Below are 19,215 nucleotides of genomic sequence, written 5' to 3'. Positions count from 1 at the left end.
GGCTCCCTAGCGTCCGTGGCGACACGACGGAGGTGGGCGATGCGGCGACAGTCGGGTGGCATCAGGGGAGCGATCGCGGTGCAGCACGCCGTCGCCGCGCTCGCCGAGGGCCGCATGGTGGTGGTGACCGACGACGCCGACCGCGAGGACGAGGGCGACCTCGTCGTCGCGGCCGGGCTCGTCACCGAGGAGCAGATCGCGTTCCTCGTGCGGCACACGACGGGGATCGTGTGCGCCCCGATGACCGCGGACCGGGTGGACGCGCTGCGGCTGCCGCAGATGGTCGCGGAGAACACCGACCGGCACGCCACCGCGTTCACGGTGAGCGTCGACCACGTCGACACCGGCACCGGGGTCTCGGCCGCCGACCGGTGCCGCACGCTCAACGCGCTGGCCGACCCGGCGACGCGGCCCGAGCAGCTGCGCAGGCCCGGGCACGTCTTCCCGCTGCGCGCCCGCGAAGGCGGGGTGCTCGTACGCGCAGGCCACACCGAGGCCGCGGTGGACCTCATGCGCCTGGCCGGCCAGGAACCCGTCGCGGTGATCGGCGAGATCGTCGCCCCGGACGGATCCATGGCCCGCGGTCCGCAGCTGCGCGCCTTCGCCGAGGAGCACGGGCTGCCGATCCTCGCGATCGCCGATCTCGTGCGGTACCGCTCAGCCACCGAGCGCCTGGTGGAGCACGTCGCCACGGCGAGCATGCCGACGGTGTTCGGCGAGTTCCGGGCCGTCGCCTACCGCAGCACGCTGGACGGGACCGAGCACCTGGCCCTCGTGCTCGGCGACGTCGCCGCGGCCGGCCGCACCCAGCAGGGGGCGCTCGTGCGGGTGCACAGCGAGTGCCTGACCGGCGACATCCTCGGCTCGCTGCGCTGCGACTGCGGCGCGCAGCTGGAACAGGCGCTGCGGGTGATCGCCGAGGAGGGCTGCGGCGTCGTCGTCTACCTGCGCGGCCACGAGGGCCGCGGGATCGGTCTCGGCCACAAGATCCGCGCCTACGCGCTCCAGGAGACCGGGCTCGACACGGTGGACGCCAACCTCGCCCAGGGCCTGCCGGTCGACTCGCGCAGCTACGGCGTCGGCGCGCAGATCCTCGGCGACCTCGGGGTCACCCGGCTGCGGCTGATCACGAACAACCCGGCGAAGTACGGCGGGCTCGACGGCCACGGCCTGGAGATCGTCGGCAGGCTCGCGCTGCCCACGGTCGAGAACCCGCACAACCGCCGCTACCTGCGCACCAAGCAGGAGCGCATGGGCCACCACCTCACCATCGCCGGCTGACGCCCCCGGGGCGCGCAGTGGTGGGGAACCCCGGTCCTGACGCAACGAACGGCACTCTCGTCCACTCCGAGTGGACGAGAGTGCCGTTCGTTGCCTTCGGGCGGTGGGTTCTTCGGCGGTGCTGTCCTCCGCGGGCGCGGAAGGTGATCAGCGCCGGCTCCCGGTCAGGTGCGGGAGCGGCCGCACCAGTTCGCCAGCCGCTCGGTCGGGCCGGCGTCCGGGGCCGGGGTGACGGGCGGGGCGAACGGGATCGGCCCGCCGCGCGGCTGCTCCGGCAGCACCTGCTGGACGGCGGCCAGCGCCGCCTCGGCGGTCTCCCGCGGCGCCTCCGCGGGCTGCCCGGTCGCGACGGCGAGGTCCCAACCGTGCACGAGCGCCTCGTTCAGGTAGGCCAGCAGCGCGACCCGGCCCGCCACCGTGCCGAAGGGCGCGGTGAGCTCGCGGTCGAGCAGTGGGTCGCCCTGCGGGCTGCCCCAGACCTCCCACACGCGTCCGGCGGCCGCGGCGTACGCAGCGGCGTACCCGTCGTCGGGGATGCCGGCCGCCACCGCCGGGGCCGTGCGCGGATCGCCGCCCTCGCCGGCGAGCCGGGCCTTGCCGAGCGACGCGACGAGGTGCCCGGCGAGGGTGCGCACGTCGAACTCCGGGCAGGGCGTCGGCGCGTCGAGCTGGTCGGCGCGCACGCCGGTGAGCAGGCCGTGCACCCAGGTGAGGGCGTCGGCGACGAGCGGGCGGGGATCGGTGATCTGGCTGGTCCGAACGGTCATGGCAACACTGTCGCGCTCATAAAGTGCCATCCACTGTCACATATTTCTGGGAGGATCCGGATCGTGCGCGCCGACCGGCTCCTCGCGATCCTCCTGCTGCTGCAGCACCGCGGCCGGATGTCGGCCGCCCAGCTGGCCGCCGAGCTGGAGGTGTCGCGGCGAACGGTGCTGCGCGACATGGACGCGCTGTCCGCAGCCGGGGTCCCCGTCTACGCCGAGCGCGGCCGGGGCGGCGGCTTCGCGCTGGTACCCGGCTACACCACGGACCTGACCGGGCTCACCCTCGACGAGGCCCGCGCGCTGCTCGTGGCCGGATCCGCGCCCGGGCTGGGACCGGAGCTGGCCTCGGCGATGCGCAAGGTCGTGGCCGCGCTCCCCGGACCGCAGCGGGAGAGCGCCACCGACGCCGCGAGCCGTGTGCTCGTGCGCACCGAGGGCTGGCGGCGGCGCCCGCCCGCGGATGAAGCGACCGACGAGGACGTGCTCGCCGCCGCCCGGGAGGCGGTGTTCGCCGGCAGGCGGCTGCGCATCCACTACACCCCCAAGGACGGCGAGTCGGGCTGGCGCACGATCGACCCGATCGGGCTGGTCCTGGCTCGTTCGGTCTGGTACCTGCTCGCCACCCGCGACGGGGCCGATCGCACCTACCGGCTCTCCCGCGTCCACGCCGCCGAGGTGCTCGCCGAACCGGCCGAGCGGCCCGCCGACGTCGATCTCGAGGAGCTGTGGCGGGCCCGCCGCGACCGGTTCCTGTCCGGCCCCGCCCTCCTCGCCCGGCTGCGGGTGCGCCCGGAGCGGCGGGCCGAGTTCCTCGCGGCCGCGTGGTCGGTGCGCGAGGACGGCGACGAGCTGGAGGTGGAGTTCGGCGATCTCGCGCACGCCGCGGCGATCCTCTGGTCGTGGCTGCCCGACGTCGAGATCCGCGCGCCCGACGAGCTGCGGGCTGAGCTGGCGCAGCGGGCGGCGGCCACGGCGGCCGCGCTGGGGGCCGACCCGTAGTTGTGCGGAGGTGCTGGCCCGCGGCTGCGGCGACGATGGCTGCCATGACGTTCCCGCACGCCATGGCGCCCTCGTCCGCCCCGGCGCGCTCCACCACCGTCGCCGGCCTGCGCATCGCGGGCATCGTGCTGCAGGCGCTGCTGGCTGTGCTGGCGACGGGCCCGCTGCTGGTCGGGGTGGCGTTCGTGCTCGCCGCCCCGGCTCCGGTGGTCGCCGGGGTGATCGCGCTGCTCGCCGCGCTCGCCGTGTGGTTCCTCGCCGGCCCGTTCCTCTACGCGCTGATCACCCGCGCCACCGGGTCGGTCGCGTGGACGGTGCTCGCGTTCCTCGGCTGCGGTCCGGCCCCGTTCGTGATCGTCTGGGCGCTGGGCCTGCGGTGACGACGACCGGACATCACCGGGCGACCTGCCGGTACCGCACGATCGGCGTGTCCGGTCAGGTGCTGGCCGCCTGCGTCGTACTGATCGCCCTGATGAGCCGGGGTCCGGGGTTCCTCGGTGCGGGCACGGCCGCCGTGCCGCCGCTCGTGGTGGGGACGTGGTGCCTGGCCGGGCCGTTCCTGTTCGCCGCCGCCACCCGCGCCCGCCGCTCCCCGCTCGAGACCGCGATCGTGTTCGCACTGGTCGGCGCCCCGCCTGTGCTGCTCATCGCCGGGACGTACGGACTCTTCCGGCTCCTGGGCGCCTAGCCGGGAAGAAGAACGGGGCGGCACCCGGTGCGGTGCCGCCCCGTTCACGGAGCAACGGAGGAAGTAGTACGGGATCGTGGACTCAGAAGTCCATGCCGCCCATGCCGCCGGTCGGGTCGGCGGCGCCGGCCTTCTCCTTCTCCGGCTTGTCGGCGATGACCGCCTCGGTGGTGAGGAAGAGCGCCGCGATGGAGGCGGCGTTCTGCAGCGCCGAGCGAGTGACCTTGGCCGGGTCGATGATGCCCGCCTCGATCAGGTCCACGTACTCACCGGTGGCCGCGTTGAGGCCGTGGCCGGCCGGCAGGTTGCGGACCTTCTCCGCCACGACGCCGCCCTCGAGGCCGGCGTTCACGGCGATCTGCTTGAGCGGAGCCTCCAGCGCGACCTTGACGATGTTCGCACCGGTGGCCTCGTCGCCCTCGAGGCCGAGGTCCTCGAAGACGCCCGCGCCCGCCTGGATCAGCGCAACGCCACCTCCGGCGACGATGCCCTCCTCCACGGCCGCCTTCGCGTTGCGGACGGCGTCCTCGATGCGGTGCTTGCGCTCCTTCAGCTCCACCTCGGTGGCCGCACCGGCCTTGATGACCGCGACACCGCCGGCCAGCTTGGCCAGGCGCTCCTGCAGCTTCTCGCGGTCGTAGTCGGAGTCGGTGTTCTCGATCTCGCGGCGGATCTGGTTGACCCGGCCCTGGATCTGCTCCGGGTCGCCGTTGCCGTCGACGATCGTGGTCTCGTCCTTGGTGACGACGACCTTGCGAGCGGTGCCCAGCAGCGACAGGTCGGCGTTCTCCAGCTTGAGGCCGACCTTCTCGGAGATGACCTCACCGCCGGTCAGGTAGGCCATGTCGGCCAGCATCGCCTCGCGGCGGTCACCGAAGCCCGGAGCCTTGACGGCGACGGACTTGAAGGTGCCGCGGATCTTGTTGACGACCAGGGTGGCCAGGGCCTCGCCCTCGACGTCCTCGGCGATGACGCAGAGCGGCTTGCCGGCCTGCATGACCTTCTCCAGCAGCGGGAGCAGGTCCTTGACGGTCGAGATCTTGGAGGAGACCAGGAGGATGTACGGGTCCTCCAGCACGGCCTCCATGCGCTCGGCGTCGGTCACGAAGTAGGGCGAGATGTAGCCCTTGTCGAACCGCATACCCTCGGTCAGCTCGAGCTCCAGCCCGAAGGTCTGCGACTCCTCGACGGTGATGACGCCTTCCTTGCCGACCTTGTCCATCGCCTCGGCGATCAGCTCGCCGATCGAGGTGTCGGCGGCGGAGATGGAGGCCGTGGCAGCGATCTGCTCCTTGGTCTCGACCTCCTTGGCGGACTTCAGCAGCGCCTCGCAGACCGCCTCGACGGCCTTCTCGATGCCCCGCTTCAGCGCCATCGGGTTCGCGCCGGCGGCCACGTTCCGCAGACCCTCGCGCACCAGCGCCTGCGCCAGCACGGTGGCGGTCGTGGTGCCGTCACCCGCGATGTCGTCGGTCTTCTTGGCGACTTCCTTGACGAGCTCCGCCCCGATCTTCTCCCACGGGTCCTCGAGCTCGATCTCCTTGGCGATCGACACACCATCGTTGGTGATGGTGGGCGCGCCCCACTTCTTCTCCAGAACGACGTTGCGGCCACGCGGGCCGAGCGTCACCCGGACGGCGTCGGCGAGGGTGTTCATGCCACGCTCGAGTCCGCGGCGCGCCTCCTCGTCGAAAGCGATCATCTTCGCCATGTGGGTGTGGTCCTCCGATTGGGATGACACGAGGTCAGGTGCGTCGAACGCGGCGCCCGCGACGGACGACCGGCAACCCTGAGCCGGTCTCACCCGCTCGACCACTAGCACTCTACAGTGCTGAGTGCCAGAGCCGGTTTTAGCACTCGGCATGGCCGAGTGCAAGCGACCGCAGTGCCTCCTACCGGCCCTGATGCGGCACGATGCTGCACGTGGAGACGCAGCGGACCAGGACCGTCGAGGAGCACGCCAAGATCGTGGCGGAGCTCCTTCCGCCCATGGAACCGGAGAGCGTGCCGATCGGTGCGGCGCGCGGCCGGGTGCTCGCCCGCGATCTCGTCGCCGCGGTGTCGCTGCCGTCGTTCGACAACTCGTCCATGGACGGCTACGCGGTCCGCGCCGCCGACCTCGCCGGCGCATCCGAGGACAACCCCGTCGAGCTCCCGGTGTCGGCCGACATCCCGGCCGGGCGCACCGACGTGCCGCCCCTGGCCCCCGGCACCGCCGCGCGGATCATGACCGGCGCGCCCGTGCCGGAGGGTGCCGACGCGATCGTGCCGGTCGAGCAGACCGACGCCGGCACCGAGCGGGTGCGGCTGCGGGTGCAGCCCGCCGCGGGCGCGTACGTGCGCCGGGTCGGGGAGGACACCTTCGCCGGCGACGTCGTCCTCACCGCGGGCACCGTGCTCGGCCCCGCCCACATCGGCCTCGCCGCCGCCGTCGGCGCCGCCACCCTCGAGGTGCGCCGCCGCCCCCGCGTGCTCGTCCTGTCCACCGGGTCCGAGCTCGTCGCGCCCGGCACGCCCCTGCGGCGCGGCCAGATCTACGAGTCCAACGGTCCCATGCTCACCGCCGCCGTCGAGGACGCGGGCGGCGAGGCCGAGCTGCTGCGGTTCGTGCCCGACGACGTCGACCAGTTCCTCACGACCCTCGCCGGCCGCGTCCGCGAGAGCGCCGTCGACCTCGTCCTCACCTCCGGCGGCGTCAGCGCAGGCGCCTACGAGGTCGTCAAGGACGCGCTCACCGGCCGCGGCGTCGAGTTCACCAAGGTCGCCATGCAGCCCGGCGGACCCCAGGGCGCCGGTCGGGTGCCCGAGCTCGGCGACGTCCCCGTCGTGACCCTGCCCGGCAACCCCGTCAGCTCCCAGGTGTCCTTCGAGGTGTTCGTCCGCCCCGCGCTGCGCACCGCCCTCGGCCACCCCGAGCCGCACCGGCCCGTCCGCACCGCGACCCTCGCCGAGCGCCTCACCTCGCCCGCCGGCAAGCGTCAGTACCGCCGCGGCGTCTACGCCGGGCCCGACACCGTCCGGGAGATCGGCACCGCCGCCTCCCACCGGCTCGCTGCCCTGGCTCGCGCCGACTGCTTCATCCTGCTCCCGGAGTCGGTCACCCACGTCCCGGAGGGCACCCAGGTGGAGGTCTGGGACCTGCACCGTTGACGCTTTCGGGTGTAAGTGGTGTACGTCACACCTTCCAGATGCAACAATCGGCACCCCGATGGCGTCCTACAGGTGAAAGTTCGGCCGATCGGTGCACTCTCCGTGCTTCCTCAGGAAGTGTGCTGGACGATCGAACGCGTCAGCGGGAATACTTGAAGCGCGACGTGGGTATCCACTAGCAGCGGTATCCACTAGCAGCACAGACCTACCGCCCGTCGCTGGGGAGCGGACGAGCGGTTCCACAGCCGGGGTCGTCGTCTCGGGGGACGACGGCCCCGGCTCTGTGTTGGATTACCGCGCCTTCGGCGCGGCGGCTCGCGGCCCTGCGAGTCGGCGAGCTGAGTGGCGACGAGTCCTGCGTTTCGGCCGGCGAGTTCTGCGTCCGGTTGCGTGAGGTTTGCGTGCAGGTGGCGAGCGGCACGGTCGGACTCGGTCTTCGCCCGCCGGCGGGTCGCTCGTCCGGTGCTGGCCGGGGACGGGGCGGTGAGGTTCGGGTGGGGGTCGCGTGCGGGCGGGTGACGGGTGGAGGATCTTTCCCACCGTCGGCTCGCTAAGGTGCCCGCACGGCCGCGTACCGTAACCGCCGCGACCATGGCCCCGCCCGGGGCCGACGATCCGTCAGCAGGAGCGAACACGCGCCCATGACCGCCCCCACCCCATCACGGCCGGCGCCGGCCACCACGGCGAACGATCCGTCCGGTTTCTCCCTCTCGCACGTGGTGGGACTGGTACGGGAGGCGATCCCGCCCATGCACCCGGGAGGACGGCCGGTCGTCGCGGCCGTGGCGGCTGCCGCCGGGCTGATCAGGCTCGTGACCGGGCGCGGTGCCGGGCTCGGGGTGCTCGCCACCGCAGCCACGGCGCTGTTCTTCCGAGCGCCGAAGCGGGTCGCGCCGCCGATCGAGAACGCCGTCCTCGCCGCCGCCGACGGCACCGTCGCGAGCATCGGCGAAGCGCTGCCCCCGCCGGAGCTGAAGCTGCCGGGCGAGCCGCGGCCGCGGGTGAGCGTCTTCCTCTCCGTCCTCGACGTGCACGTGCAGCGCATCCCCGTCGACGGACGCGTCGAGCAGGTGGCTCACCACCCCGGCAAGTTCCTGTCCGCCGACCTGGACAAGGCCAGCGAGGAGAACGAGCGGAACTCGGTGCTGCTGCGCACCCCGAGCGGCGCGCAGATCGGCGTCGTCCAGATCGCGGGCCTGCTCGCCCGGCGCATCGTGTGCGACGTCGTCCCGGGCAACGAAGTCGCTGCGGGGGAGACCTACGGCCTGATCCGCTTCGGCTCCCGCGTCGACGTCTACCTCCCCGCCGACGCGCGCATCCAGGTCGCCGTCGGACAGCGCACCATCGGTGGTGAGACAGTGCTGGCCCTCCTACCCGAGGAACACTGATGTCCGTCCCGCCCGCGTACGCGGCGGGCATCCGGCTGCTCCCCAACGCGGTCACGGTGCTCGCGCTCTGCGCCGGCCTGTCCTCCGTCTACTTCGCCCTCGCCGCCCAGTGGGGGCTGTGCATCGCGGCGACCGGCTTCGCCGCGATCTGCGACGCGCTCGACGGCCGGCTCGCCCGCCTCCTCGACGCCACCAGCCGCATCGGCGCCGAGCTGGACTCCCTCTCCGACCTCGTCGCGTTCGGCGTCGGCCCCGCCCTCGTGCTGTACCTGTGGGCGCTGGAGGGCAGCCGGTTCGGCTGGATCGTGGCGCTGGTGTTCGCGGTCTGCATGGCGCTGCGCCTGGCCCGCTTCAACACCCTGCTCGACATCGAGCACCGCTACCCGTTCGCCAAGGAGTTCTTCACCGGTGTGCCCGCTCCCGCGGCGGCGCTGTCCGCGGGCATCCCGCTGTACCTGACGCTGCACTTCGGCGAGGGCTGGTGGTCCCACCAGGTCGTGGTCGGAGCGTGGGCGCTGGTCGTGGCCGGGCTCATGGTGTCGCGGCTGCCCACGCTGTCGCTGAAGGCCGTGCGGGTGCCGCCGCGTGCCGTCGCCCCGCTGCTGGTCGTCGTGGGGATCGCGGCCGCGTTCCTGGTGACCGTGCCGTTCTTGGGGCTGGCCCTCGTCGGGTGCGGGTACCTGCTGCTCATCCCCTACACCGGCTACCGGTACCGGTGGCTCGCCAAGCACCCGGAGGCCTGGGACGTGCCGATGCGCGAACGCCGCGCCGCCGCCCGCGCCGCCCGCTCCGCCCGCCGGCTGGGCCTGCGCCCGCCGCTGCGGCGCCGGGTCGCCGGCGGGGCCAGCGCCGTCGCCCGCGCGGTCCGCCGCTTCGGCGACACTGATCCCGGCCTGCCGCGCGTCGACCGCAACGGCATGCCCCGGACCGGCCCGGACGGACAGCGCGGCAACCGGCTGCGGCTCGGTCTGCGCCGCGCCCGTCGCCGCTAGGCGGATCGCGCCCGATAGCGTGTCCCGGTGGCAGTGTCGATCACCCTCGTCGCCCGACTCGCAGCCTCGGCCGCCGATGCCCGCCGCGGAGTGGTCCGCCTGCATCCCGAGGTGTTCGACGCGCTCGGCCTGCGCTCGTGGGACGCCGTCACCCTCACCGGGACCCGGGTCACCACCGTGCTCGCCGCGCCCGGCGACGGACCACCCGGCCAGGCCACCCTCGACGACGTCACGCTGTCCAACTGCGGCCTCACCGACGGTGCGTCCGTCGTCGTCGCCCCGGCCGAGGTCGCACCGGCCCGCAGCGTGCGGCTGACCGGGTCGCGGCTGGCCCGCGCCGCGCTCACCCCCGAGGTCGTGCGGCAGGCCCTCGTCGGAAAGGTCCTCACCCGCGGCGACGCCGTGTCCCTACTGCCCCAGGACATCGCGCCCGGCCGCAACGCCGCCGACGCCCGCCGCCTCGTCGCGGGCGCACTCGGCCCGTCCTGGACGACCGAGCTGCTCACCGTGGCCGACGTCGACCCGCCCGGTGCGGTCGCGGTGCGGCCCAGCACGGTCGTCGGGTGGGAGGGCGGCCCCGCCACCGGGCAGGCCGCCACCCCGCCGCCCACCGCGAACTCGTCCGCACCGCGGCCGGCCCCGGCGCCCGCCGAGGACGTGCTGCCGGTCGAGGAGCTGATCGGCAACACCGACCAGGCCCGCCGCCTCGTCGAATGGCTCGAGCTGACCTTCGACCGGCCCGAGCTGCTGGAACGCCTCGGCGGCTCGGCCCGCCTCGGCGTGGCGATCGTGGGGCCGGAAGGCGTGGGCAAGCGCGCGCTGGTGCACAGCGTCGCCGCCGCCGTCGACGCCCGCGTGGTCGAGCTCGTCGCCCCCGGTGTCGCTGCGCTGGAGGCCGGGGTGGCCTCCCAGCGGGTGCACGAGATCGTCGGTGCGGCCCGGTCCGCCGCGCTCGCCGGCACCCGCACGATCCTCCTCGTCACCGACGTCGACGCGCTGCTGCCCGCCGAGCCCGTGCCGCTGTCCACCGTCGTGCTCGACGCCCTGCGCGGCGCGATCACGACCCCGAAGCTCGCCCTCGTCGTCACCACGTCGGCGCCGGAGCGGATCGATCCGCGCCTGCGCGCTCCCGATCTCGTCGACCGCGAGCTGGGGCTCGCGCTGCCCGACCTGCGCACCCGCACCGAGCTGCTGCGCCGACTGCTCGCCGAGGTGCCGCTGGCCGGAGACGTCGACCTCAAGGCGATCGCCGAACGCGCCCCCGGCTTCGTCGTGGCCGATCTCGTGGCCGTGCGGCGGGAGAGCGCCGTCATCGCCGCGCTGCGGCACAACGGCGACGACGACCCGGTCATCACCCAGCAGGACCTGCTCGACGCCGTCGGCGCGGTCCGGCCGATCTCGATGTCCTCGTCGGAGACGCTGCAGACCGGCGGTGTGACCCTCGACCAGGTCGGCGACATGGTCGAGACGAAGCAGGCGCTCACCGAGGCCGTCCTGTGGCCGCTGCAGTACCCGGACTCGTTCGCCCGGCTCGGCGTGGAGGCCCCGCGCGGAGTGCTCGTCTACGGCCCGCCCGGCTGCGGCAAGACGTTCCTGCTGCGCGCGCTCGCCGGCACCGGTCAGCTGAACGTGATCGCGGTGAAGGGCGCCGAGCTGCTCGACAAGTACGTCGGTGAGTCCGAGCGGGCCGTGCGCGAGCTGTTCCGCCGCGCCCGCGACGCCGCCCCGGCGCTGGTGTTCCTCGACGAGGTCGACGCGCTCGCCCCGCGGCGCGGCCAGTCCACCGACTCCGGGGTGGCCGACCGCGTCGTCGCCGCGCTGCTCACCGAGCTGGACGGCACCGAGCCGCTGCGCGACGTCGTCGTCGTGGGCGCCACGAACCGGCCCGAGCTGATCGATCCTGCGCTGCTGCGGCCGGGCCGGCTGGAGCGGCTGGTGTACGTGCCGCCGCCGGACGCCGCCGCGCGCACCGAGATCCTCAAGGCCGCCGGGCGGAACATCCCGTTCGCGCCGGAGGTCGACCTGGTGGCGCTCGGCGCGGAGCTGGAGGGCTACTCGGCAGCCGACTGCGCCGCGGTGCTGCGCGAGGCCGCCCTCGCCGCGATGCGCGAGTCGCTCGACGCCGCCCACGTCACGAACGCGCACATCGCCGCCGCACGCAAGGTCGTGCCGCCGTCCCTGGACCCGGTGCAGCTGGCTGAGCTGGAGGCCTACGCCAAGCGGCGGGCCGAGCGCTGATCAGCTCTTGGCCGTGTAGTTGTTCGTGACGATGAAGATCAGGCCGGGGGAGGCGTTGGCGAGCCCGGAGAAGCGCGGCTCCACCCGCACACCCAGTGCGCGGCCCAGCGCCTCCGCCGACGACTGCTCGCCGGTGCCCGGCCGGTAGTAGACCGTGCTGACCGGGATGATGCCCTGCGAGTAGTTGTCGACCGTCTCGACCGGCCAGCCCATCGCGCGGACGTCCTCGGCGGCGCGGGCGGCCAAACCCTTGATCGTGGAGTTGTTGTAGACGCGGACCGGCACCTTCGCGATCGACGGCGCGGACCCCGAGCCCGACCCGGACGCGCCGGAGCCGCTCGAACCGCCGGATCCGGTCGAACCTGAGCCGTTCGGGGCGGCCACGGCGTGCGGCGTCGGCTCGAACGACGGGACGGGCACCTCGCCGCCGGACGTCGCCCCCTGCGGCGGGGCGTCGGGCGTCGGCGCAGCGGGCGCGGCGGCGCTCGTGGGCGCGGGGCCCTCGGCGGTGGTCGATTCGCTGCTGCCACCGCCGCCGACGAGGCTCGCCACTCCGATCAACGCGGCCACGGCGCCCACACCCAGGAGCGCCAGACCGCCCACCCGGAGCGGCGATGATCCTCCTGAAGGTGCGGGTGAGGTCACGATCGGGCTCCTCGTAGCGGGCGCGTCACCCGTCCGAGACGGGTCGGTCTCCGGTCATGGTGGCGTCACCAGGGCTCGATTCCCAGGCGACGCGCCGCACGAGTGCGCTGTCGACTTGCCCGCAGCCGGCGCAGGCGCTTGACGAGGAGCGGATCGGCGGCCAGGGCCTCCGGCTTGTCGACGAGGGCGTTCAGCACCTGGTAGTAACGCGTGGCCGACATGTCGAACAGCTCGCGGATCGCCTGCTCCTTGGCGCCCGCGTACTTCCACCACTGACCTTCGAAAGCGAGGATCTCCCGTTCACGACGGCTCAGCTCGCGCATCCCGCCCGCGGCGGTCCGGGCCCCGGTCGATTCGGTGGCGGACTCCATCGCGCTCCTCGAGACTTCGCAGTCGGACAGTCCTTCGGCGAATGACACTTGTGTGATTCGCGGACGACATTGAACCACGCACCACCGACGGAACCCGGGACAGGACGCGCCACGCCATGGGGTGATCGACGACCGGCCACCGCGCGCCGACGGGCGGCCGGACGCGCCGGACGACACGCGTAGGCTCGCACGCGTGGCCGTCCGACCCATCGTGATCATCGGGGACCCCGTCCTGCACAACCCGACCCGCCCCGTCACCGAGTTCGACGGCGCGCTCGCCGAGCTCGTCGCCGACATGTTCGACACCATGGCCGCCGCCGAGGGGGTCGGGCTCGCGGCCAACCAGATCGGCGTCGACCTGCGGGTCTTCGTGTACGACTGCCCCGACCTGGAGCGGAAGGAACGCCGCCGCGGCGTCGTCGTCAACCCCGTGCTGGAGACCTCGGAGCGCCCCGAGACCATGCCCGACCCGGACGAGGACGAGGAGGGCTGCCTCTCCGTCCCGGGCGAGCACTTCCCGACCGGCCGGGCCGAGTGGGCCAAGGTCACCGGGTTCGACGAGAAGGGCCAACCGGTCGAGGTCGAGGGCCGCGGGTTCTTCGCCCGCTGCCTGCAGCACGAGACCGACCACCTCGACGGGATCATCTACGTCGATCGGCTGATCGGGCGGAACCGGCGCGCCGCGCTGAAGACGATCAAGCGCGCGGGATGGGGCGTTCCGGGGCTGCGTTGGGATCCGGCGTCGCAGAAGGCCGAAGAGGTCTAGGCGTCAGCGCGCCGCCGCTCGGGCGCGTTTCGTCCCGAGGCGCAGGAGAGCCGCTCTGCGTTGGATCGCGCTCTGCTCCTTCGTCGCAGGGCGCGGCTCGCGCGCCTTGGTGTCGACGACGGCTCTGCACTGGATCGGTGCTCGCGGCCCCCGCGTCGTTCCTCCGAGGGCCGCTGCGCGCCTCCTCCGCCGTCGTCGACGCGCGCGAGCGGGTGGTCATCCTCCGGTAGTGCTCAGCGGGGCGCGGTCCGCGGCTCTCGCTCTCGGCGAACGTCCCGCTCCCTCCCGCGCGGGTACCGTTGTACGTGTAACGGTGTAATCGGAGGTAGCGCCGTGGACGAGCTCGACTCCTACTCGCGCACGGTCGCCGCGGTGGCGGCGGAGATCACCGGGAAGGTCGCGGCGGTCCGCGTCGGGCGGGGCTCCGGTTCGGCCGTCGTCACCGGCGAAGGGGTGCTCGTCACCAATGCGCACGTCGTCGGCGACGCGAGCCGGGGCCGTGCCGACTTCGCCGACGGCACGCAGGCGGAGTTCGTCGTCGCCGGCACCGATCAGCTCTCCGACCTCGCCGTGCTGCGCGCGCGCCGATCCGCCGACCTGCCGGAGCCGGTCCGGCTGGGCGACGCCGACTCGCTCGTGGTCGGGCAGCTGGTCGTCGCCGTCGGCAACCCGCTCGGCCTGGCCGGCTCGGTCACCGCGGGCGTGGTGAGCGCGCTGGGCCGCTCGCTGCCCACCCGCAGCGGCCGCGCCGCGCGCGTCGTCGAGGACGTCATCCAGACCGACGCCCCGCTCAACCCCGGCAACTCCGGCGGTGCGCTGGCCGATCACCGGGCCCGCGTCGTCGGCATCAACACCGCCGTCGCCGGGATCGGGCTCGGGCTGGCCGTGCCGGTCAACGCGACCACCCGGCGGATCCTCGCCGCACTGCTCGAGGACGGCCGGGTCCGCCGGGCGTACCTGGGCGTGGTCGGCACCCCGGCTCCGGTGCCGGCGGACATCGCCCGCCGCTACGGGCGCAAGGACGGGCTGCGGCTGGTCGAGGTGATCAGCGGCAGCCCGGCGGCGAAGGCCGGGCTGCGCCCCGGCGACCTGGTGCTGGACGTGGGCCGCCGCCAGGTCCACGACGCGCAGGGCGTGCAGTCCCAGCTGTTCGCCGACGCGATCGGCCGCCCGCTGCCGGTCACCGTGCTGCGCAACGGCGCCATGGTCGACGTCGTCGCGGTGCCGACGGAGCTGTCGTAGGTCGGCGCTCGTCGGCCAATCACTGCACGATCCCGTGCTCCCACGCCCACGCGGCGATCTCGACTCGGTTGCGCGCCGACAGCTTCGCCTGGACGTTCGTGAGGTGCGTCTTCACCGTGGAGAGCGACACGAACAGCTCCGCGGCGATCTCGGCGTTCGTCTTCCCGCGCGCCACGGCCCGCACCACGTCCAGCTCCCGCGGGGACAGCGGTTCGGGCAGCTCCGGTGCCTGCTTCGGGGTGGTGAGGTGCTCCAGCAGCCGCACGGTGACCGACGGCGAGACGAGGGCGTCGCCGTTCGCCGCGGCCCGCACGGCCTCCACGAGCAGCCGCGGGCCGGCGTCCTTGAGCAGGAACCCGCACGCCCCGGCGCGCAGCGCTCCGTAGACGTACTCGTCGAGGTCGAAGGTGGTGACGACGACGATCCGCGGCGGGTTCGGGTCGCTCATCAGCGCACGGGTGGCGGCGAGCCCGTCCAGCTCGGGCATGCGGATGTCCATCAGCACGACGTCGGGGGCGAGCTCGCGGGCCTTCGCCACCGCGTCCACGCCGGTCCCGGCCTCACCGACGACCTCGATGTCGGACTCGGCCGAGAGGATCAGCCGGAACCCGGTGCGCACCATCTCCTGGTCGTCGGCGAGCAGCACCGTCGTCATGCCGCGGCCTTCAGCGGGAGCTTGGCGCTGACCTCCCACACCCCGGGCCCGGCCGGGCCGGCGACCAGCTCGCCGCCCAGCGCGGACGTCCGCTCGGCCATGCCGGCCAGCCCGAATCCGCCGACACCACCGAGCGGGGCCGGCCGGTTCCCGCTCCCGTCGTTGCGCACCGTCACCAGCAGCGCCCCTTCCCGCACCCGAAGATCGACCTCGACGACCGTGGCGTCCGGCGCATGCCGGCGCACATTGGTCAACGCCTCCTGGATGATCCGGTAACCCGTCACCGCCACTCCCGCCGGGAGTACGGCGTGCTCCAGCCCGGGCTCGATGGTGAGGGTGACCAGCCGTTCCTCGGGATCGAACCGCTCCACCAGCGCCGGGACGTCGGCCAGCGCGGCGCCCGGGGTGCGGGCGCCCTCGCTCTCCTGGCCGCGCAGCACGCCCACCATGCGCCGCATCGCCTGCAGCGCCTCCGTGCCGGCGGCCTCGATCGCGGCCAGCGCCTTGTCGACCTCGTCCGGCGACGTGCGGGCGACGACGGCGGCCGCCTGCGCGGCCACGACGATGCCGGTGACCTGGTGGGCGACGACGTCGTGCAGCTCCCGCGCCAGCTCCATGCGCTCGTTGGCGCGCACGTCCTCCAGCAGCGCCCTGCGGCGGGTGTCGACCTCTCGCAGCACGAGGCCGATCGCCGCCGAGCCGCCCCAGCCGAGCGCGCACAGGGTGGTCAGCCCCGACGCCGCGGTGCCGTCGGGGACCCGGGCGGCCGCGGTCGCCATGATCGCCAGCGCGGCGATCGCCGCGAACCCCAGCGCCCGGCGCAGCTCCAGCGTGCGCAGCACGTGGATGACCAGGATCGCCAGCGCCAGGTCCTCGGTGAACGACAGGTCGATGACCGACATCGGTTCGACGGGCGCGAACCGGTGCATGGCCGCCGATGCCGCCGAGAACAGCAGCGACGCACCGAGCGCGGCCGAGGCGATCGTCGTCAGCGACGTGCCGGGGCGGCGGCGCAGCAGCACGATGGCGGGCACGACGGCACCGGCGACGAGGCTCAGCCCCCCGTTGCTCGACACGGCGGCGACGAGGTCGATGAAGTACCAGAACGCGTAGCCGGCGAGTTCGAGGGCAAGACCGATGTGTCGCCACGCCGTGCGGAGGAGGCGGACCACGCGGGCAGCCTAGGTCGCCGCCGAAGCGGCGGGCCTCGGCCGGAAGTACGACCCGGCGGTCGATCACCCGGTCGAGACCGCGGAGATCGTCCGGAAGTACGAGGGGCCGGCCGCGAGTTCGGACCCGCGGCCGAGGTGGCGGGCCGGTGATCGCGGGATCGTCATCGGCATGCAGGAGATGATCTGGACAGTGCTCGGCACGACCGGCTGGGTCGCCGGGCTCGTCGTGCTGGTGGTGATGGCGGCGCTGCCGCTGATCGAGGCGCTCGGGGGCCGCCGGTGACGCCGGTGCTGCGCGCGATCGGGCTGGGCCACCGGTACGGCGCCACGACCGTGCTGCGCGAGGTCGATCTCGCGGTGCACCCCGGGGAGACCGTGGCGGTCACCGGCCCGTCGGGCTCGGGCAAGTCGACGCTGCTGCACTGCCTCGCCGGCATCATCGCGCCGGCCGAGGGCGAGGTCTGGCTCGGCGCGGAGCGGATCGACCGCTGGTCGGAGGCCCGCCGCACCGCCCTGCGCGGCACTCGCTTCGGGTTCGTCTTCCAGTTCGGTGCGCTCCTGCCCGAACTGCCGGCGGTGGAGAACGTCGCCGTGCCGCTGATGCTCGCCGGCGTGCGCCGCCGCGACGCTGTCGCGACGGCGGCCGAGTGGTTCCCGCCGCTCGGCCTGGCCGGGCTGGAGCAGCGGCGGCCCGGCCAGCTCTCCGGTGGCCAGGAGCAGCGGGTCGCGATCGCCCGCGCACTGGTCACCGAGCCCGCCGTCGTCTTCGCCGACGAGCCGACGGGCGCGCTGGACTCCGCCACGGGCGCGAAGGTGTTCTCGGCGCTGGCCGCGCTGACCACGCGCACCGGGGCCGCCCTCGTCGTCGTCACGCACGACCAGGAGATCGCCGCCCGCTGTCAGCGGACGGTGGTGCTGCGCGACGGCGCGATCGTCCAGGGAGTGGCCGCGTGATCCGGTTCAGCATCCGGTTGCTGCTCGCCGGCGGGCGCCGGGCCGCCCTGGCGGCCGGGCTCGTCGGGGCCGGGGTGGCGATGGGGACGCTGCTGCTCGCCGTCACGCTCGGCGCGCTGCACGGCTGGGACGCCCGCGAGGCCCGCACGGGCTGGCGCGTGGACGTCGACAGCGCCGTCGCGCGGTCCGCGGTCGCGGAGCCCGTGGGGACCGCGCGGGTGCGGGTCGACTCCGTCGCCGGCCGGCCCATGGACGTCGTGGATCTGAGCGCCACCGGTTCCACCGCGCCGCCGCCGGGCCTGCCGCGCGTGCCGGCACCGGGGGAGGTGTGGGTCTCGCCTGCGCTCGCCGAGCTGATCCGCACGTTGCCGCCGGCCCAGCTCGCCGACCGCTTCCCCGGGCCGCCCACCGGGACCATCGACGACACCGGGCTGCGCGATCCCGGCGAGCTCGTCGCGATCGTCGGGCACGCGGACCCGGTCGAGGGCGCGGTGCCGATCGCCGAGTTCGATCGGTCGGCCGGGATCACGATCATCGAGGGTTACCGGCAGCTCACCTACGTCGCGGTGGCGCTGCTGCTGTTCCCGGTGCTGGGGCTGCTCGGCGCGGCCGCGCGGCTGACCGCGGTGCGGCGCGCGGAACGGCTGGCCACCCTGCGGCTGCTCGGCGCGTCGACCCGGCAGCTGACGGTCGTCGCGGTCACCGAGGTGACGCTGGTGGCGGCCGTGGCCGCCGTCGCCGGCATCGTCGCCGAATGGCTGCTCGCGCCCGCGCTGGCGCTGATCCCGCTGGGCGGCAGCGGCTGGTACGCGTCCGATCTGCGGGTGCCGCCGCTGGTCGCGCTCGCCGTCGTCGCCGGGGTGGCGCTGCTGGCCGCGGCGGCCGCGACCCGGGGGATGCGCGCGGTCGTCGTCGGTCCCCTGGGGGTGGTCCGCCGACAGGCTCCCCGCGGGCTGCGCTGGTGGCACCTGCTCGGGGTGGTCGCGGCGCTGATCGTGTTCGGGATCGCACAGGCCGCGGTGGGCACGAGCGGGTTCACCGTCGTCGGACTGGTGATCGCGGTGGCCGTGCTGGCCATGTTCGGGGTCGTGTGGCTGGTCGGCCCGTGGGTGGTGCGGCTCGTCGGGGCGCGGTTGGCCCGGTCGGCGCGGTCGGTGCCGCGGCTGCTGGCCGGCCGGCGGATGCTCGACGATCCGCGCGGTGCGTTCCGTCCGCTCGCCGGGCTCACTCTGGCGGTGTTCGTGGCCGGGTTCCTCGCCCCGTTCAGCGGAGCGCTCGGCGGCGATCCCGAGGAGTCGGCCGCGCTGCGGGTCGGCGAATCGGTGTCGGTGGAGCAGGTGCAGGCGCGGCTGCAGGAACGCGGGCTGGCCGCAACGGTCACCGCGTCGCGGCGCGGACCGCTGGTGGAGCCGGCGCCCGGCACGAACCGCGACGAGGTGCGCACCGCGCTCGTCCCGCTCGCCGGGGAGCCGGTCGTCTCCTCCGCCGAGCGGGACGTCGCGAGCGCGGTGCTGGCCGCCGACATCTACCGCGGCATCCTCATCGTGCTGGTCGCGACGTTCCTCGTCGCCGCGACCTCGGCCGGCACCACCGCGGCGGCCCGCGTGCTGGACCAGCGGCGCACCCTGCGCCTGCTCAACCTCGCCGGCACACCCATGCAGGTGCTCGCCGCCGCGCAGCGCGTCGAGACCGTGCGCCCGCTGCTGGTGTGCGGCGGGATCGCGCTGGTCGCCGGCCTGGTGTGCGCAGCGCCGATCATGTCCGCCCAGGCGGTGCTGGAGCCGGCCGGGCTGACCGTGCTCGGCTCGGTGGTGGTGATCGGTGCGCTGCTGGTCGTGGCGGCGTCGGCGGCGAGCAGGCCGCTGCTGCGCTCGGTCGCGCAGGACCGCGTCGCCGACTGACGCCGC

General features: G+C 74.2%; 18 protein-coding genes. 12 read left to right on the top strand and 6 right to left on the bottom strand.

Annotation, left to right across the window (positions count from 1 at the left end; all coding sequences use genetic code 11):
• The first annotated feature begins 78 nt into the window (after positions 1-78).
• Positions 79-1,281 (top strand): bifunctional 3,4-dihydroxy-2-butanone-4-phosphate synthase/GTP cyclohydrolase II, encoded by a 1,203-nt coding sequence (locus tag BUE41_RS08500; RefSeq protein WP_327194750.1) that lies wholly within the window; start codon positions 79-81, stop codon positions 1,279-1,281.
• 164 nt (positions 1,282-1,445) lie between these two features.
• Here the strand turns inward: BUE41_RS08500 and BUE41_RS08495 are convergent, their stop codons facing one another.
• The gene (locus BUE41_RS08495) at positions 1,446-2,048 is read right to left on the bottom strand and encodes a TIGR03086 family metal-binding protein (protein WP_073456453.1); all 603 of its coding nucleotides are present in this window, start codon (positions 2,046-2,048) and stop codon (positions 1,446-1,448) included.
• A 63-nt stretch (positions 2,049-2,111) separates the two neighbouring features.
• On the opposite strand from BUE41_RS08495, the gene BUE41_RS08490 reads away from it, so the two are divergent.
• Genes BUE41_RS08490 through BUE41_RS08480 form a run of 3 tightly spaced genes read left to right on the top strand, consistent with a single transcriptional unit; the run spans position 2,112 to position 3,735 of the window.
• A complete protein-coding gene (locus BUE41_RS08490) occupies positions 2,112-3,047 on the top strand; it encodes a helix-turn-helix transcriptional regulator (protein ID WP_073456452.1) in 936 nt (311 codons plus the stop codon).
• Between the two features lie 44 nt (positions 3,048-3,091).
• Positions 3,092-3,427: a hypothetical protein gene (locus BUE41_RS08485; protein ID WP_073456451.1), complete on the top strand. Its 336-nt coding sequence runs from the start codon at positions 3,092-3,094 to the stop codon at positions 3,425-3,427.
• Positions 3,424-3,735 carry a hypothetical protein gene (locus BUE41_RS08480; protein WP_073456450.1) on the top strand — a complete coding sequence of 104 codons (312 nt, stop codon included), beginning with the start codon at positions 3,424-3,426 and terminating at the stop codon, positions 3,733-3,735. Before BUE41_RS08485 ends, BUE41_RS08480 begins: the two co-directional genes overlap by 4 nt.
• Positions 3,736-3,817: 82 nt before the next feature.
• Here the strand turns inward: BUE41_RS08480 and groL are convergent, their stop codons facing one another.
• The gene (gene groL / locus BUE41_RS08475) at positions 3,818-5,446 is read right to left on the bottom strand and encodes a chaperonin GroEL (protein WP_073456449.1); all 1,629 of its coding nucleotides are present in this window, start codon (positions 5,444-5,446) and stop codon (positions 3,818-3,820) included.
• Between the two features lie 203 nt (positions 5,447-5,649).
• Here groL and moeA point away from each other — a divergent pair, with 203 nt between their 5' ends.
• The 4 genes from moeA to BUE41_RS08455 all read left to right on the top strand — a co-directional run bounded on the left by moeA (position 5,650) and on the right by BUE41_RS08455 (position 11,503).
• The gene (moeA, locus tag BUE41_RS08470) at positions 5,650-6,885 is read left to right on the top strand and encodes a molybdopterin molybdotransferase MoeA (protein WP_073456448.1); all 1,236 of its coding nucleotides are present in this window, start codon (positions 5,650-5,652) and stop codon (positions 6,883-6,885) included.
• A 641-nt stretch (positions 6,886-7,526) separates the two neighbouring features.
• Positions 7,527-8,273 (top strand): phosphatidylserine decarboxylase, encoded by a 747-nt coding sequence (locus BUE41_RS08465; protein WP_073456447.1) that lies wholly within the window; start codon positions 7,527-7,529, stop codon positions 8,271-8,273.
• Complete coding sequence (locus tag BUE41_RS08460) at positions 8,273-9,265, top strand: CDP-alcohol phosphatidyltransferase family protein (protein WP_073456446.1); 993 nt, start codon at positions 8,273-8,275, stop codon at positions 9,263-9,265. The genes BUE41_RS08465 and BUE41_RS08460 overlap by 1 nt, the downstream gene beginning before the upstream one ends.
• A 27-nt stretch (positions 9,266-9,292) precedes the next feature.
• Positions 9,293-11,503, top strand: a complete 2,211-nt coding sequence (locus BUE41_RS08455; protein WP_143172043.1) for an AAA family ATPase — start codon at positions 9,293-9,295, stop codon at positions 11,501-11,503.
• On the opposite strand, the gene BUE41_RS08450 is transcribed toward BUE41_RS08455, so the two are convergent.
• Both BUE41_RS08450 and BUE41_RS08445 read right to left on the bottom strand, forming a co-directional pair.
• On the bottom strand, positions 11,504-12,073 hold the full coding sequence (locus BUE41_RS08450) for a LytR C-terminal domain-containing protein (protein WP_234997073.1): 570 nt from the start codon (positions 12,071-12,073) through the stop codon (positions 11,504-11,506).
• Positions 12,074-12,213: 140 nt separating this feature from the next.
• Positions 12,214-12,519 carry a DUF3263 domain-containing protein gene (locus BUE41_RS08445; RefSeq protein WP_073456443.1) on the bottom strand — a complete coding sequence of 102 codons (306 nt, stop codon included), beginning with the start codon at positions 12,517-12,519 and terminating at the stop codon, positions 12,214-12,216.
• 193 nt (positions 12,520-12,712) lie between these two features.
• Between BUE41_RS08445 and BUE41_RS08440 the strand changes: the two genes are divergently transcribed.
• A complete protein-coding gene (locus tag BUE41_RS08440) occupies positions 12,713-13,285 on the top strand; it encodes a peptide deformylase (protein ID WP_073456600.1) in 573 nt (190 codons plus the stop codon).
• A 333-nt stretch (positions 13,286-13,618) separates the two neighbouring features.
• Positions 13,619-14,527, top strand: a complete 909-nt coding sequence (locus BUE41_RS08435) for a S1C family serine protease (protein ID WP_073456442.1) — start codon at positions 13,619-13,621, stop codon at positions 14,525-14,527.
• A gap of 19 nt (positions 14,528-14,546) precedes the next feature.
• On the opposite strand, the gene BUE41_RS08430 is transcribed toward BUE41_RS08435, so the two are convergent.
• Complete coding sequence (locus BUE41_RS08430) at positions 14,547-15,182, bottom strand: response regulator (protein ID WP_073456441.1); 636 nt, start codon at positions 15,180-15,182, stop codon at positions 14,547-14,549.
• Positions 15,179-16,354, bottom strand: a complete 1,176-nt coding sequence (locus tag BUE41_RS08425; protein WP_073456440.1) for a sensor histidine kinase — start codon at positions 16,352-16,354, stop codon at positions 15,179-15,181. Before BUE41_RS08425 ends, BUE41_RS08430 begins: the two co-directional genes overlap by 4 nt.
• Positions 16,355-16,642: 288 nt before the next feature.
• Between BUE41_RS08425 and BUE41_RS08420 the strand changes: the two genes are divergently transcribed.
• Both BUE41_RS08420 and BUE41_RS08415 read left to right on the top strand, forming a co-directional pair.
• The gene (locus tag BUE41_RS08420) at positions 16,643-17,308 is read left to right on the top strand and encodes an ABC transporter ATP-binding protein (RefSeq protein ID WP_200803816.1); all 666 of its coding nucleotides are present in this window, start codon (positions 16,643-16,645) and stop codon (positions 17,306-17,308) included.
• Positions 17,305-19,209: an FtsX-like permease family protein gene (locus BUE41_RS08415; RefSeq protein ID WP_084754594.1), complete on the top strand. Its 1,905-nt coding sequence runs from the start codon at positions 17,305-17,307 to the stop codon at positions 19,207-19,209. The genes BUE41_RS08420 and BUE41_RS08415 overlap by 4 nt, the downstream gene beginning before the upstream one ends.
• Positions 19,210-19,215: the final 6 nt, after the last annotated feature.

Source organism: Pseudonocardia thermophila, assembly GCF_900142365.1.
Lineage (GTDB): Bacteria > Actinomycetota > Actinomycetes > Mycobacteriales > Pseudonocardiaceae > Pseudonocardia > Pseudonocardia thermophila.
The sequence above is the reverse complement of the archived record's forward strand: the minus strand, read 5'-3'. Positions and strand labels throughout refer to the sequence as shown.